Raw genomic sequence first — 15,566 nt, 5'->3', positions numbered from 1 at the left:
TTGGCTAGCTCTAACTTGATTAGCCAATTACTCATGAATGACTTCGCGACACGTTTTTGTACTTTGGGTCAACCTTAGAAAACTGACAATAAAAAGGCCGCTCTGTAAGCTTACAGAGCGGCCTTAATTTATTAGTGATAGATCACAAACGTATCCATAGAGCTCGAGTTGATTCATTTAATGCGAAGCGATCAAATTCAGCTGCTGAGTACGAAGCTCTTGTCGTACTGCCATCAGAATCTTGCCTAAATGGTTCTTGCCGGTTCCATCGCCACCATCCCCCCAGAAGTGGTCTTTGTGCGAATGTTCTTTGATCACCGAATCTCCGGTATTGACAAGAAACAGCGCAAACTGTGGATTCTGCTTGAACTTCTCTGTGACAATGAACTGCATAACTTCAACACGAATGTCATACCAATCTTCCCGAACTTGGTCTTCATAATCACGGCTTAAAGAGAATGCTTCGGCAGGTGTGCTAGCTTTCAGAATAGTATTGCGAAGTATCTTGGAGGCAAACTTCATCGCTTGATAATAATGCTCGCTGGTCGCCCAAACTTGATCGTCAACTTTGATAGGACAAGCAGCAAAATTTGACAAGTACCCGTTTGGATCTTCAGGTTCATAGAACAGCACTTCTTTGGCTCTAGCCACCGAATTACACATAGCCTTCTCCTTACCAACAACATCGCATATTTTTGCTTTAACTTTAAAATTAGTGGCGTTGCATATAACTGTCAAACAACTTAGTTAAAGAGTATGCCAAGGGCATGTTTTTAGTTGAGAACAAATAATGTAGAGGAAGGACAATGGATTTAAATAGTGAGAGGCAAGGAGAGTGGTTTACTTATAAAAAGCACAAGTCTCTTTAAAAAAGGCATATAAATCAAAGGGTGGCGGTGCGCCACCCTTCTAAATGCAATGGGGATTGTTAATGAATTAGACCTAGCTCCCTCGCTTCTTCCAGACTAAAACCGCTTTCTCTGATTTCTCTTAGAGCTTCAATACGACGACGAGCTTCAGCAGACTTCATTTTCTTTTCTGGTTTGAAAGATACTTCTTCTTCAGCATCCCACTTATTTGCAATATTTGTCATTTCGTCATGGTTGATAGAATTAATGGACATGTTTTCCTCCGAAAAGCACCATGTAATGGACAGGTAATCTGTAGCAAATGCTATTTCGCTTGTTAAGCAATTCTGTACTGAAATGTGATGATTCCGACGCTTCACAAAGCTAATTAATAAATGCCTCATTTAAACTTTGCCAAAGCCATTTTCTGCCATTACATTTAAAAGATTCCCCATAAGAAATGTGGTTTGATCCACCTCTCATTTTCCTCGTTCTCATTTCCTATTTCCCGCTGAAACTTCATGAAATAACCAAAAAATAATTCGAGTCACTTCATTCTTTTTGTGCTCTTCTCTTTCACTAAATTCAACACATGCTAATGATAATAGTTATCAATATCATAACTGAGTGTTTATCATGTCTAGGGAAAATTCAGAGACACCTCTTCTCGAAGTGAAGAATCTATGTGTCGATTACATTACCGATGACGGCGATTTTAATGCCGTAAAATCCGTAAGCTTTAACATAGGCCAAGGCGAGATTTTTGGTTTAGCGGGAGAGTCAGGATGTGGCAAAAGTACCATCGCATTTGCCATTAACCGCCTGCATAAGCCACCGGCTTTCATCTCTGGCGGGCAAATACTGTTTGGCGGGCAAGATCTGCTGAGCTTATCGGACAGCAACTTGAACACCTTACGCTGGAGTGAGATCGCAATGGTGTTCCAGAGCGCGATGAACTCGCTTAACCCTGTACTGACCATTGAAGAACAGTTTGCCGATGTATTGCGCCACCACAAGGGTATGAACAATGAGCAAGCCAAAGATCGCGCCGAAAAGTTACTCGACCTAGTCAATATCCCTCGCCACCGTCTAACCGAGTACCCGCACCAGTTTAGCGGTGGGATGCGTCAACGTTTGGTTATTGCGATAGCTCTCGCGCTCAACCCTAAGTTGATTATCATGGATGAGCCGACAACAGCACTGGATGTGGTTGTACAACGCGAAATTCTGCAGCAGATACATCAACTCAGAGAAGAGTTTGGTTTCTCAATATTGTTTATCACTCACGACCTCGCACTAATGAGCCAACTGTGCGATCGCATTGCCATCATGCGTCATGGACAGATAGTTGAAGTCAACCAAGCCCATGAGATTCGCAATAACCCTCAGCACTCCTACACCCAAAAGCTATGGAGTTCTTTCCCTAATATTCACGAACATGCTCACGCAACAGCGTGCTAGGAGAGCTCCATGTCACAACCTATTTTTCAAGTAAAAAACCTCGTTAAAGAGTTCACTGTTGGAGGTGGATTTGGCAAAGAAGAGATCTTTAGAGCACTGCATGGGGTAAGTTTTGATTTACATGCAGGTAAAACATTGGCACTGGTTGGCGAATCAGGTTGCGGGAAAAGTACATGCGCCCGACTGATGACCAAGGTGTACCCGCCAACAGAGGGAGAAATACTGTTCAATGGCAGAGATATTTCTACCTTAAAAAGTCGTAAAGATATTTTGGATTACCGAAGCCGCGTGCAAATGATATTTCAAGACCCATTTGGCTCACTCAATCCAACCCACACCATTGAACACCACTTAACGCGACCGCTTAAGATCCACAAGCAAGTAGCTACGAAACAAGCTCTCACAGAGCGTCTCAATGAGTTATTAACGCTGGTGGAGTTGCCCATAGAAACTCTCGCTAAATACCCTCATGAGCTCAGTGGCGGCCAAAGACAGCGGATTAACTTAGCAAGAGCGCTTGCTGTCGGTGCTGAGGTTATCCTTGCCGACGAACCCACCTCGATGCTGGATGTTTCAATACGGCTCGGTGTTCTAAACCTTATGCAGAGAATGAAGAAAGAACTAGGAATAGGTTTTTTATATATTACTCACGATCTCGCAACAGCACACTACATCGCTGAAGAGACGGCAGTAATGTACAAAGGGCAGATCGTTGAATGGGGATCAACCCAGTCGATCTTAACCAACCCACAACACCCGTACACTAAGTTATTGATCTCTGCCGTGCCCGATCCCGATCTACCATTTGGCGAACTCGTCAAAAATGAGCCAAACTATTCCATAGACGCAGATCGTATTCGAGAGCAAAGCAGTGAAATACAGAGTGAGATCAAGCAAATATCTGATAATCACTATGTAAAACAGTGGGATAACGTTGCATGAATGAACTAGACACTTGGTTAGAACGGATCGGAAATTGGTACAAAAACCGAAAGCATGATCAAGTGGAACAGTTAGAGCCTTTGATCTTAACGCCTCCAGACGCACTCTGGGGGCCTTTGATCACGGATGAACAGAGCAAAGGTATCGCCTGCTGGTTAGACGGATGTCTGAGAATCTTTGCGTTTTATCGACATAGAGACGAAACGTTAACGACATCAGCAATGCCTCCAACATCAAGCCCATCATCGCTCTCAAACGAACCGAATGGCTCGCACCATCAGGAAAAGGCTTTCCAATACCTGATGTTTGCCTATAGCAAGCTGCAAGCTGTGTCTTGCAATCCAAAATCAGAACCTGATTTACAAGAGTGGTGTACACAGCGGCTACAGCACTTATGCGTATTGGCTTTGGAGTTTACTAACCAACAACAAGAACCGCACTGGAAAGAAGAATCAGAAAAATTGATCGAATCGCATGTACGCTTTATGGCAAGTCAACACCAGAACGATGATCAAGGCACGGCTCTACGTCAACTGCACTGATCCACTCCTCGATTCAGCCATGTTTGATCAAGCATCAAAGCTGAACCCCATCAAAAATAAGCTCCATAGAAAGTATGATCTCGCCTTGATCATGCTTCAGGAACCGACTCCATAATCTGTAGAATTTAACTGGTAAGCTTTTGAATATTAATGATTATCCGAATTTCAGGCAAAAAAAAGCGAGTCCCTTAGGAACTCGCAAAAATCTATTCAGTATGATGTAACAAAATATGAGCCAATCTATTAATCATAAGAAAGGACAAAAGGTTGTCTATTCGGGATAAATAATAATCAACTGGATGCGCTACATTGTCATCACTTTGTCAGCGTTAGGTGCGGTTTTAATCAGCACCTAATGTGTTCAAACTGTCTATTCGTCGGCCGTAAATACAGGCTTCTTTCGGATGAGTAGTCACTAGTGATCAGTGACAGTGATTGGTGGTTAGTGACTAGTGGCCAATCGCCATTTCGTCGAGCGCTAAGAACACGTTTTCGTCTAAATGACCTTCGTGAACTTGTTTACACACTTTACGACGCACAGCTAAACCAGAGATCAAACGCTCGATGGACAAGTGTCGATTGCTGGTGCTATCACGGTCGTTATAAAGCTCAATTAAACGACTCAGTGTTTCGTATGGGATAACGTCCTCCCCTACTCTCAACCAATCAAGCTTCTCAATGAGCTCTGAGCACTCTTCTTTGATTGAAGCATGTGAGTGCCCTGTCATAGCAGATAAAGCCGTTATGCTGCGTTCTAGAGCCTCTGCAGAGGTATATTTAGAGAGAGTTATCATGATCTCGTCAGCGTTAATCTCAACAGAGTGTTTACGCTGCTTAACTCGACGTCCCAATTTGCCTCTTGGTGACGGTGCTTTGCGCTGAATTGGCTCAAACTCACCATCGATAATCTCGGATAATTCTTCCAACTTCTGCTTAGACACCATTTCGTTACGCAATGGGTTCGGTAGCGTTGGCGCCATATTACGTTTGCCTGCGTTGGTGGTGCGTGCTCTTGAGTAACGTAAGACTTCTTCCACATTACATTTGATATCAACCTGATAATCGGTCGTTTTGCCTTTTTCGATCAACGCGGTGATCGTCAAGTGATAACCCCAAAGGTTAACCAGGAAAGTATCTTCTTGATCCCCTACTTCACCCAGCTTTCTAAGCTCGCGGATCAGATCCATCGAGAAACGACGCCAATCAATGTTACGAGCTAACTTCTGGTTGAGCTCGCTGAGCAGCATACAATCTGAATGGCGACGTGCCATACGGCTTCTAAAGTACGAATACATTTGGAAAACCAAGGTATGTTGCTTCAGGATTTCTGGCGGGAATAGGAAGAAATAATCACGAGTGAGTAGCTCTTCGTAGAACGAAGGTTCCCAAACAAGGATGTATAGATTCGGTTTAATGCGAATTTCGCCGTCAGAGCCCTCTGTAGGCGCTTCTTCCGATGCGGTAATGGTTCTAGCTAAGAATCGGAAACGATCACTCTTAAAGCCTTCTGGCATGTTCTCACTAAGCCAACGGCCTGTAAGCTCATGCAATTGGAAATCCGTAAATTCGATACGATCAATACTGTCGCGAATCGAGTCGCGTGCTGGGCCGCTGTCTTTCTTGCCACGCAAAGACAAAATATCCGTGATGTACAGAGGGGTTTTGTTCGGTGTGTGTTTAGCGTCTAAATGATAATCATCTTGGTGATGATCATGATACTGAACAGTAAGCGTGAATAACGCGAACAACGTCATCAGATCGTCAACCGTCATGATATTTTTAGAAGATCGTGTCTCGATCACTGCTCGAGTGCCTGAGATCGAAACCATAGATTTCTGGTAACTCTTACGCGTTCTAGGTGGCGCCAAGGCTTGATCAATAATCCCCGCCCAATTGGTTGGTGAAACAATGAATTGATCCGCTTCGTCTTTCATCGTTGGAGGAGTATTCAGTCCGTGTTCATTCAGTAAGCGCTTGTTGACTTTGGTTTGAGCTAAGGCTTTAGAGCGCTTTTGCTTCTCGTTTTGCTTGACGCTTTCTGTCACCAAGCTGGTGGCACCTAGTACCGATATCAATTGATTAGGGTTTACAAAGCGATGCAACATGGTTTTACCGGCCAAGCCTTCTTCAAAGCGAACCGGGATTTGCTTGAAAAGACCTATACTTACTGCCGCTCTTAACCTTTGCTGTAAGGCAGCACGAGTAACTTGACCATCGGTTGATTCAATAATTTCGGTAGTGGAAACGTAACCGTCTTTACTGCTAAACCCACGAAGTGAAATTAGGTTAAGAAGCTCAACGATGCTTTTGGTGACACCTTTAAAGTGTTGATATTGCTCTATCCATTCAACGGCTGTTTCAGATACCTCGAATAAATGACCATCTTTGTGGCTTCGTGCCTTAATTAATAATTTCTCTTCTGGTTTCATTATTGATCCGTATCACACTAACCGTAATTTCACTATAGTTCCTGAATGATAAAGAAAGAATGATCATAAATAAAGAGAATTTATTGGCTTTTAAATAACTGATCTTTTTGATTAATATGATCTTAAATGATTAAGTGATCTAATGATCCGGGTGTTCTTTTGGTTTTAAGTTGCTGAATTTAAAGGTGTAAAATAAAAACCCTTGGAAAGCATGATCATAATAAACCCGAAACTATGATCATTAAACCTAAGAAAGCATGATCACAGAACATCAGAAGTATGATCATTAAGTCATTGTAAGCATGATCATTATTGGCTCGAAAGCATGATCATTATACTTATACAGCTTATCCACAGACCGGAATTTAACATCATCTTCTAAGTCACTTCATACTCATCAATGTGGATATTTTTGATGGCCAATCTATCGGAACAATGATCAAGTGATGGTACTTTTTTATCGTTCCCGCCCTATTGAGTACAAAAATCAGTCTGTATCTGTTGAAAATGGATTGCTTTGATGTATTTAGCGTTGGTGGGCGCTAAATAGGAAGCATGATCATGAAATTGTTATGTTTGTGTATTCTCGCTCTGTGCAGATGGAATTTCTAGCCAAGGAGGTCTTATAGGCGTTGAATCCCCATTACAAAAGCATTTGTCCGTAAGTTAGCTCTTAAATTATATGCTTCCGGAACTATATTTACTTGATCATTTTTCCGGAAGTTGATCATTTCTAATGTGCAGTTGCTCGGATCAATATTGCTCAGTTTACGCCTTGATCATGCTTCATAATTTGGTGTGACTAATTCTCTTACATTAGATGTGTTCCTTGATCATTCTTCCGTCCTGGCTCTAATCCTCTGTTGTTTTTTGACGCTCCATTATCTCTTCTTTTTTGAATTTTTTGTCCATTGAACGTTTTTAATTTTTTGTGATTTGAAAATCTATAAATTCGAATGCAAATAACACTAACCGTAATCTATGGTTGTGTTTCAATCGTTCCGAAGATTTTTAGTTGTATTTACATTTACATTGTAAATAAGTGATGCTGTAACATTTTAAATGTAAGCTAGAAATAGCATGATTATGCATGATAAAAATAATGACTTTTAGCATTAATTTGATGCGATGTTTCATCACATTGTAAAAAAACTGTCTATTTTATGTGATTTTGCTCATAAATGAACGTTCATGTTTTTGTTGTGTTTGTTGTTAATCGCTGTACAATTTGTGCTTAGTTAATCATTACGGAAACTGGCAATGAAAAGAGAACAAACGATTGATAAGCTCTATCAGCTAGCCGAACAAACTCAACAAGTTCAGGCTGACCGAATTGAGATTATTTTGGAAGAGCGAAGTGATGAACATTTCCCTCCAATGTCTAAAGCTATGATGGAGACTCGTTCTGGTTTAACCCGTCGTAAACTCGATGAAGCGATCACTAAACTTGAAGCTGATGGCCATCAGTTTACAAAGAACAACGCCAATCACTACTCGATTTCATTGACAGAAGCTCATATGTTGATGGACGCGGCAGAAGTGCCAAAGTTCCACCAACGTAAGCAGCATGCTGACAACAAACCATGGATTATCAACGTACAAAACCAAAAGGGTGGTACGGGTAAATCGATGACGGCAGTTCACTTAGCTGCTTGTTTGTCTCTAAATTTAGATAAGCGCTACCGTATCTGTCTGATTGACTTGGATCCACAAGGCTCTTTGCGTCTGTTCTTGAACCCACAAATTAGTGGTGCAGAGCACGACAGCATTTATTCTGCAGTCGACATCATGTTGGATAATGTGCCAGAAGAGCAGGATGTTGACCTAGAATTCTTACGTAAGAACGTGCTGTTACCAACTCAGTATCCAAACTTGAAGACTATTTCTGCGTTCCCAGAAGATGCGATGTTTAACGCTGAAGCATGGCAAAGCCTGTCTAGAGACCAATCACTTGATATTGTTCGTCTTTTGAAAGAAAAGCTTATCGATAAAATCGCCGATGATTTTGATGTGATCATGATTGATACTGGGCCACACGTTGACCCGTTAGTGTGGAATGCAATGTACGCGTCGAACGCACTTTTAATTCCATGTGCAGCCAAGCGTTTGGACTGGGCTTCAACGGTTAACTTCTTCCAGCATTTACCAACAGTTTATGAGATGTTCCCGGAAGATTGGAAAGGGCTTGAGTTTGTTCGTCTAATGCCAACCATGTTTGAAGACGACAACAAAAAACAGGTATCGGTTCTGACTGAGATGAACTACCTGCTGAATGACCAAGTTATGATGGCCACGATTCCAAGAAGTCGAGCCTTTGAAACTTGTGCCGACACTTACAGCACGGTTTTCGACCTCACGGTCAGCGACTTCGAGGGCGGTAAGAAAACTCTGGCTGTCGCTCAAGACGCAGTACAAAAAAGTGCTCTAGAATTAGAGCGTGTATTACATAGCAACTGGCCTTCACTTAATCAGGGATAACAAGAATGGCAATTAAAACATCTGACTTAAATGCAAAGCTATTTGGTAAAGCAAACAAACGTCGCGTAGCTACGCCACAAGAAGCTCAAACAGCGGCAAAAGAACAAGCTCAAGTGATCGAGCTTTCTGTTGCGGGCGAAGACTTAGTTTCATTTGAATTAGTTCGAATTCCTGCGGCTGATGTAGCAACACGAACGGTTGTTTTCGAAGAGAATGCACGTGAGCAATCTTTCTTAAATGAACACGCGCTTTCCGACGTACTAACGACGCTTAAAGATCGCGGTCAGCAATACCCAGCGGTTGGTCGTAAGAACAAAGACGGCAAGATTGAAGTTCTTGATGGTAGCCGTCGTCGTATGTCATGTATTTTGGCTGACAAAGAGTTCCTAATCTATGTCGCTGAAAACATTAACGGTGAGCACGCTAAGTTTTTATCCGATGTAGCTAACGCTCATAAACCACTTTCTCTCTATGAGAAGGGTAAAGAGATGCAAGCTAAGCTTGATAAAGGCGAAGCTGAAGACCAAAAAGCACTCGCGAAAATGTTCCAGTGCAGTGAAGCTTTGGTCAGTGGCGCATTAAAAGCGGCCGCTCTGCCGCTTGAATTACTACAAGCTTACCCAAATGTAAGCGACCTTGGCCGTCCGACTATTGTTAAGCTACACAAACAATTCAGCGGTCTTACTACTGAGCAGCAACAAACATTACTGACCAAGTGTGACGCTTCTGAAGGTTTTGTGTGGCAGCGTAGCGAAGCTCAAGGTGTCACTCGTTTAACAAAAGACGTTACAGAGACTTTAGAAGGTTGGGTTCTTGAATTGTCACCAGCCCCCGCGAAGAAAGCTTCTCCAAAAGTTGAACTTATTAAAGGCCGAGCGTCATATAGCCGTAAGGGTTCAAACTTGGCGTTGAACCTTAAGAAAGTTGATGATGCAACAATGCAAGAAATCCTCGCATTCGTTCAATCTAAGCTCGACTAAGTCGACGACTTTTCATTACTCCTCTAAAGCCGCTTTATGCGGCTTTTTATTTGGCTGTGATAAACTGTGTTTAGATGAATCTGGACGCTAACTATGACAAACCCAAGCAACACTTTTCTGCATACACTTTTTAATATTGCTCAACACAATGGTCACCGTTACGGTGTGGTCTTTGATGGCGACTTTAATTGGCAAAACTCTGCTGTTTTTACCTTCCTTCAAAATTCATACACTCCGAGCATCTTCCAGATTGGCGGTACTCCATTTGAAGGTGTGATCCATGCTCCAGTCAAAAAAGGCCAACAACTGCTGGGTCGTGAGTGCCAAGTTCTTGTTTGTGATTTTAGAGAGCAGTTTGATGCGAATGGCTTTAGCGCCGCACTTGGTTCGTTAGTCGGTGGCGGACTGATGCTGGTGCTGCCGCCAAAAGTTGATGACTCCGAAGATAGCGAGAGCTTTGGCCAACGTTGGTTAAAGGGGCATTTCGATAAGCTTATTTCTGTTTCACAAAGCAATGAAGCTGACGATATTGTTCAAGCGACTAACGCACTTCCTCTGAAGAAAGACGTTGAAAATGGTTTGGACAAATTTGAACAGCAAAATCTGGCTGTTGAGTTAGTTAAAAAAGTGGTGTTTGGTCATCGTAAGCGTCCTTTGATTATCACCGCGGATAGAGGGCGTGGTAAAAGCTCGACATTAGGTATTGCGGCCGCACAACTTTTGGTTGAGCGTGTTGGGTTAAATATCATTGTGACTGCGCCTTCAGTAAAGGCCATTGAGCCGGTTTTTTTCCATGCGGGTCAGCGACTCAAATCCAACGAAATGATTAACGCTACTCACATTCGCTATCAAGGCGGAAGTTTAAGGTTCATCGCTCCAGATGAATTACTTAAATCTAAGCCAGATTGTGATTTGTTATTGGTTGATGAAGCGGCTGCCATTCCAATTCCAATGCTCAAATCTATGGTTGGCATTTATCATCGTATGGTTTTTTCAACTACGGTACACGGTTACGAGGGCAGTGGACGCGGTTTTGGTATCAAGTTTGAATCTTGGCTTTCAGAGCATCGTCCGGGGTGGAAAAGCTTTAAGCTTGAACAACCGATTCGTTGGAATAAAAACGATCCGCTAGAGGCTTGGTTGTTTGATTGCTTTTTACTTGGTAATAACGCATTACTAAGTGACACGGCGGTTAATGAATTAAATGACTTTTCTGCTGATGCAATTAACCAATTAAATCTGGTCGAGTTATCAAAAGCAGAATGCTTGGCTAACCCTGATCAGCTACAACAATGTTTTTCTCTGCTTGTGGATGCTCATTATCAGACGTCACCAAACGATTTAATTCAGTTCTTAAATAACCCCGCAATCCACCTGTATGCAGCTTGGCATCACAATGAATGTGTGGGTTGTATGTTGGTAATTGAAGAGGGCGGGTTGGATAGCGATCTGATTGCTCAGATTCAAGTTGGAAAACGAAGACCTCAAGGTCACTTGGCTCCAGTATTACTCGCAAACCAATTGGGTTGTACACAAGCGGCGACCAGTCGTTGCCTTCGAGTTATGCGTATTGCCGTTTCAACACGTCACCAAGGTTCGGGGATTGGTCGCTGGATGTTAGGTCAGTTATCTCAGCAAACCAATCAAGTGGATTATCTTGCGACAAGCTTTGGCGCGACCAGTGAGTTGATATCTTTCTGGTGTGGCAGCAAATTTGGAGCAGTGCACATTGGCCACCAGCGCGATCAAGCAAGCGGCTGTCACTCGGTATTGATGGTTAAGCCACTCAATGAAGACGCACAGGATTGGACCTACAATCTGATAAGTCACTTTGAACGTAGTTTCTGTTTTCTCACTTCTGGTTCTTTGGCTTCTCTCGAAGTTGATATGGTGCGCGCATTATTGCCAAGGCAAGCGGAATCTATGGCTGAGTCTGAAATCCAACTCCTCAGGAATTATGTCGATGGTGGTAATAGTTATGACAGCATTGGTTTCAGTCTCCTGAATTTGATTCTCCAGTGTAATGGTCATCAAGCGCACATAGCTGAATCTGACGCTATAATCGATATAGGTTTCGTTGTTTCAGACTTACTTATCGCGAAAGTCGTGCAGCAGAAAGAGTGGGGGACTTGTGTCGAACAGTTTAATCTAGTCGGACGAAAACAAGCTGAGCTACAGTTTAGAAAAGATGTAGGTACTCTTCTATCAAATTTACACTGTAAATAAGTAGGTCAACGATTGTCACTAAATTTGGAACGATAGAGCATATGTCGAGCTGTTAATTAGATTTACAGTGTAAATTAGAATGCCGGATTTACACTGTAAACTGAACTGCTGATTGTAGAAATCTAAGTAATTCCAATTAGCCAATCGTTATGTAGATTTCCCCTTTGTTGAGCATATCCACCATGACGCTCATTTCCGATCTCAATTCTACCAATCTAATTGTCGCCGTTGTTTGGAAGCTATGATTTCGGATTATCACATTAATTCATCCCGAATCATTTGGTGATGAGCTCCGTCGCTGTATTGCGATTTTATGCTCATATCCAATACTCATGGTTTGAAAAAAATCGTGAAAGAATCTTTTTTGTAAAGGTGCAGTAGAGCTTAGAATGGGGCAGTCTTATTTATGAGTCCCTTTGCAAAATCGAAAGTAAGTGATGTGACGCTGATTATTATACTGTAGTGATTCTAAGCACTGAGCGAATTATATAGACTGCATAACAATAGAGTTATTAAGGGTACACAATTCGAATGTGGGATAGCATCGTTACATTGTCGGAAGATAAGAAGCAAGTGATGGCATGCCTGCCGTCTGGGTTCGTGGTCAACGCAAGCTTTGACAATAAGACATTGCCAACAACCTTAGAAGCTTTGAACGCATCAAACTATTTTATTTTCGAAGAAGAGATTCTGCGTTTTGTCACTCTTGCTAAAGAAGGTAAGGGAGAAGCTTATCAAGGAATATTGATTGCTGAAGTTCGTAATTCCAGTGTTGCGGTTGAACTTTCTGATGATGAGATGCTCGCAAGTCTTGTTGTGACAGGGGCATATAATGGGCAGGCGTTACGTGGCAGTGATATCATTCATTGCTTGGCTCAGGCTCACATAACGAAAGGAATTAATAAGCTAGCACTTAGAAAAGTATTGATGATGAGTAGCAAGCTAAAGCCGGGTGAAAAATTTACTCAGCCCGTTGCCAAAGGTTCTCCAGCTGTGAAGGGTAAAGATGCTAAGTTTTCAGCATTGGTTGAAGATATTACTCATCAAGTATTAAAGCCTCGCAGTAAAGACGCCGGTAAGATCGATATGCGAGATCTCGGCGAAACCATTACCGTTGGTCAGAATGACCCGCTAATGAAACGAACTCCTGCCACCAAAGGTATTGCGGGCTTTACCGTCCAAGGTCGAATTATCCCACCCCTTCCGGGGCAAGACAGTTTGATTAAGCCTGGGAAAGGCACCCACATTTCCCCTGACGATCCTAATTTATTACTCTCTTCATCCTCTGGTCTGCCCATTATTAAAGAGCGAAGTATCGAAGTAGATGACGCCTTATGTGTTAGCAATGTCGATGTATCTACTGGGCACGTTAAATTCAAAGGTAATGTGTTTGTTTCTGGAAACATAGAACCCGGAATGATAGTGAAGGCAACCGGAAGCATTACGGTTGGTGGTTTTATTGAATCTGCAGAAGTTCAGGCTCAGGGAGATATCAAAGTCGCGAAAGGCATTATTGGCCATACGACCAAAGAGGACGAGCCAAAAAGTTGTAAGGTACTTAGCAAAAGCTCTATCACAGCAAGCTACGCACAGAATACTGAACTGCAAACCGCTAATGACATTCTTCTCAGTCTACACAGCATGAGTAACGACATTCGTTGTGGTAACAATCTCATTGTGATGGATACCTTGAAAAAGCATGGCACGCTCAGTGGCGGTGAGGCTAAAGTCGGCGGTAAAGTGGAATGTCTTTTCTTAGGTGTTGAAGGGGATACAGCAACTAAGGTTCATGGTTTTGCACGCTACGATGGGTATCAAAAAAAGATAGCTCAATTAAAGGAAATTTATAAACACGCTCAAGAACAAACCATGGATGTCATCCGGCAAGAACTTGAATTTAAGAAGCGACCAAAAGCTGAAAGAAGCGAAGAGAAAGCGTTGGAAATTGAACAGCAACGAGAAAAAAACAATCAAGCGATAGAGAATACTAAGTCGCAGTTGGATACGCTCGAAGCTGAATTTGAGACAAACCTTGCTGAGTGCACAGTAGAGGCGCACGAGAAAGTGTACACCCGTGTATCAGTTTTGTTTGGTGATGAGATGGTGACAACGAAGCGGACGCATGGCGGCAGTGTTTTCTCGTTCAATCAATATGAGATTCAATGTTCTTTCAAAATGGAAAAAGAAGATCTCTCATTGTAATTGAACATTTTTCATTAGGGGTGTTTGAGGTGCTTTTTACTCAAGCAAACCAATCCTAGCAGGGGGAGGGGATACCCTCAGGCTGGTAAATTAAGTATCAACTGTCCCGCACTGAAATGTACTTTAGGAGGCCTTATCGTTTAGCGATAAGGCCTCTTTTTTTGCTCGCGTGATAGTTATATTTACGGTAAGACCGATCAATAACATTTCATCTAAACTTACGAAAACTCGGCATCATGCTGCTAGGGTTTCTGATTATAGGAATTCTACTCTCCGAAACGACTTATCCAAAAGCTGCACCTTGTTCCGAGGTTTATTCCTACACCATTTCTGAACACCTACTACGATGATTAATACAACTTGGTTTTGATACTGTCACTGCTTCGCCAGATATGACCTCAATTCAAAACTCTCAAGGGCAGTTGTAAAGAACGCTTCTCGCTATCTCAGATGATAATTAAAAACATCGTTTTATTTAGCAAGTTTAACCTTTTGTCAATATGTGAAATTTATTTATAAAGAATATAACCAACAAATATGACCTTACCTCTTGATAAATCAAGGGCTACAGATAGTCACTTTATCAATGAAAAAATAGGTTTCATTTGTGAGGGTTTTATAAATCACCCATCGGAGATACTGTGACTTACATCACAGGATGAGTAAGTAAGGTATTATCATGAAAAAATCAGTATTAGCACTTGGATTAATAGGTCTAGTTTCACTTCCAACTTTTGCAGCAGGTACAGACGGCGGAGCGTATGTAGGTGGTGGACTTAGTGTCTATCAAGACTCCGATACGGATGGTCACGGTAGTTTAGATTCTGACGGTATGGGCTACAACCTATACGGTGGTTACCAATTCAACCGTATTGTTGGCGTAGAACTTGGCTACAACGATTATGCAGATTACAAAAATGGCGCAAAAGAACTTTCTCCAACGTCTATTTCTGTATCCGCAAACCTCGGTTATACGTTCGACAACACCATTCGCCCATTCGTATTAGCAGGTTTGAGTTCTGTTGACCTTAATGCAAATAGCGCTGCAGAATATGGCGATGATAGTGGTACGGGTTTCCACTTTGGTGTTGGCGTTGAATACACGCCAGTTGAACACTTAACACTTCGCCTGATCTCGCAAGCTGATGCGGTGAGTGTGGATGACTACTCTATTGGAAGTAACGGTGCGTTCAAAAGTGATGATCACACGTTGGCATTCAACAGTGTTAGCTTCGGCGGCTCATACAACTTCTAGTGCGTCCCTAGCGATCACATAGTAAATAAATCAAATTCACTTTGCTACTCTGCCCTGTGATGAGGCGGCACAGTAAAGTGAATTTTTGTATCTACACACCTTAGTGTCATTTCACTTTAGCCAGTTTATCGCTCAGCGTCGTCTATTTGAGCTTTATGCATTGATATTAGAGCTTTCTTGGTAGCGAGACTAAAATAAAGGGA

General features: G+C 42.3%; 11 protein-coding genes. 8 read left to right on the top strand and 3 right to left on the bottom strand.

Annotated features, from left to right (window positions below; genetic code table 11):
• Positions 1 to 177 precede the first annotated feature (177 nt).
• Positions 178 to 738, bottom strand: coding sequence for an NADAR family protein (locus OCV44_RS17215; protein ID WP_139683650.1), 561 nt, complete (start codon positions 736 to 738; stop codon positions 178 to 180).
• A gap of 190 nt (positions 739 to 928) precedes the next feature.
• Positions 929 to 1,123, bottom strand: coding sequence for a PA3496 family putative envelope integrity protein (locus tag OCV44_RS17210; RefSeq protein WP_004732575.1), 195 nt, complete (start codon positions 1,121 to 1,123; stop codon positions 929 to 931).
• Between the two features lie 361 nt (positions 1,124 to 1,484).
• On the opposite strand from OCV44_RS17210, the gene OCV44_RS17205 reads away from it, so the two are divergent.
• From OCV44_RS17205 to OCV44_RS17195, 3 genes are read left to right on the top strand one after another with little or no spacing between them, the layout of a single operon-like run.
• The gene (locus OCV44_RS17205) at positions 1,485 to 2,309 is read left to right on the top strand and encodes an ABC transporter ATP-binding protein (protein ID WP_139683651.1); all 825 of its coding nucleotides are present in this window, start codon (positions 1,485 to 1,487) and stop codon (positions 2,307 to 2,309) included.
• Positions 2,310 to 2,318: 9 nt separating this feature from the next.
• Positions 2,319 to 3,251, top strand: coding sequence for an ATP-binding cassette domain-containing protein (locus OCV44_RS17200; protein WP_139683652.1), 933 nt, complete (start codon positions 2,319 to 2,321; stop codon positions 3,249 to 3,251).
• Positions 3,248 to 3,793: a transcriptional regulator gene (locus OCV44_RS17195; RefSeq protein ID WP_139683653.1), complete on the top strand. Its 546-nt coding sequence runs from the start codon at positions 3,248 to 3,250 to the stop codon at positions 3,791 to 3,793. Before OCV44_RS17200 ends, OCV44_RS17195 begins: the two co-directional genes overlap by 4 nt.
• Before the next feature lie 449 nt (positions 3,794 to 4,242).
• On the opposite strand, the gene OCV44_RS17190 is transcribed toward OCV44_RS17195, so the two are convergent.
• The gene (locus OCV44_RS17190) at positions 4,243 to 6,222 is read right to left on the bottom strand and encodes a replication initiator protein RctB domain-containing protein (RefSeq protein ID WP_108202348.1); all 1,980 of its coding nucleotides are present in this window, start codon (positions 6,220 to 6,222) and stop codon (positions 4,243 to 4,245) included.
• Between the two features lie 1,260 nt (positions 6,223 to 7,482).
• Here OCV44_RS17190 and OCV44_RS17185 point away from each other — a divergent pair.
• The 5 genes from OCV44_RS17185 (at position 7,483) to OCV44_RS17165 (ending at position 15,363) form a co-directional block, all read left to right on the top strand.
• A complete protein-coding gene (locus OCV44_RS17185; protein WP_086050453.1) occupies positions 7,483 to 8,700 on the top strand; it encodes a ParA family protein in 1,218 nt (405 codons plus the stop codon).
• A gap of 5 nt (positions 8,701 to 8,705) precedes the next feature.
• Positions 8,706 to 9,680 (top strand): ParB/RepB/Spo0J family partition protein, encoded by a 975-nt coding sequence (locus OCV44_RS17180; RefSeq protein WP_139683654.1) that lies wholly within the window; start codon positions 8,706 to 8,708, stop codon positions 9,678 to 9,680.
• Positions 9,681 to 9,773: 93 nt separating this feature from the next.
• Complete coding sequence (locus OCV44_RS17175; RefSeq protein ID WP_139683655.1) at positions 9,774 to 11,906, top strand: tRNA(Met) cytidine acetyltransferase TmcA; 2,133 nt, start codon at positions 9,774 to 9,776, stop codon at positions 11,904 to 11,906.
• A gap of 531 nt (positions 11,907 to 12,437) precedes the next feature.
• Positions 12,438 to 14,108, top strand: a complete 1,671-nt coding sequence (locus OCV44_RS17170; protein ID WP_139683656.1) for a FapA family protein — start codon at positions 12,438 to 12,440, stop codon at positions 14,106 to 14,108.
• Between the two features lie 679 nt (positions 14,109 to 14,787).
• Entirely contained in the window at positions 14,788 to 15,363 is a 576-nt protein-coding gene (locus OCV44_RS17165) for a porin family protein (RefSeq protein ID WP_139683657.1), read from the top strand.
• The last annotated feature ends 203 nt before the right edge of the window (positions 15,364 to 15,566 follow it).

Source organism: Vibrio tasmaniensis, assembly GCF_024347635.1.
GTDB lineage: Bacteria > Pseudomonadota > Gammaproteobacteria > Enterobacterales > Vibrionaceae > Vibrio > Vibrio tasmaniensis.
The sequence above is the reverse complement of the archived record's forward strand: the minus strand, read 5'-3'. Positions and strand labels throughout refer to the sequence as shown.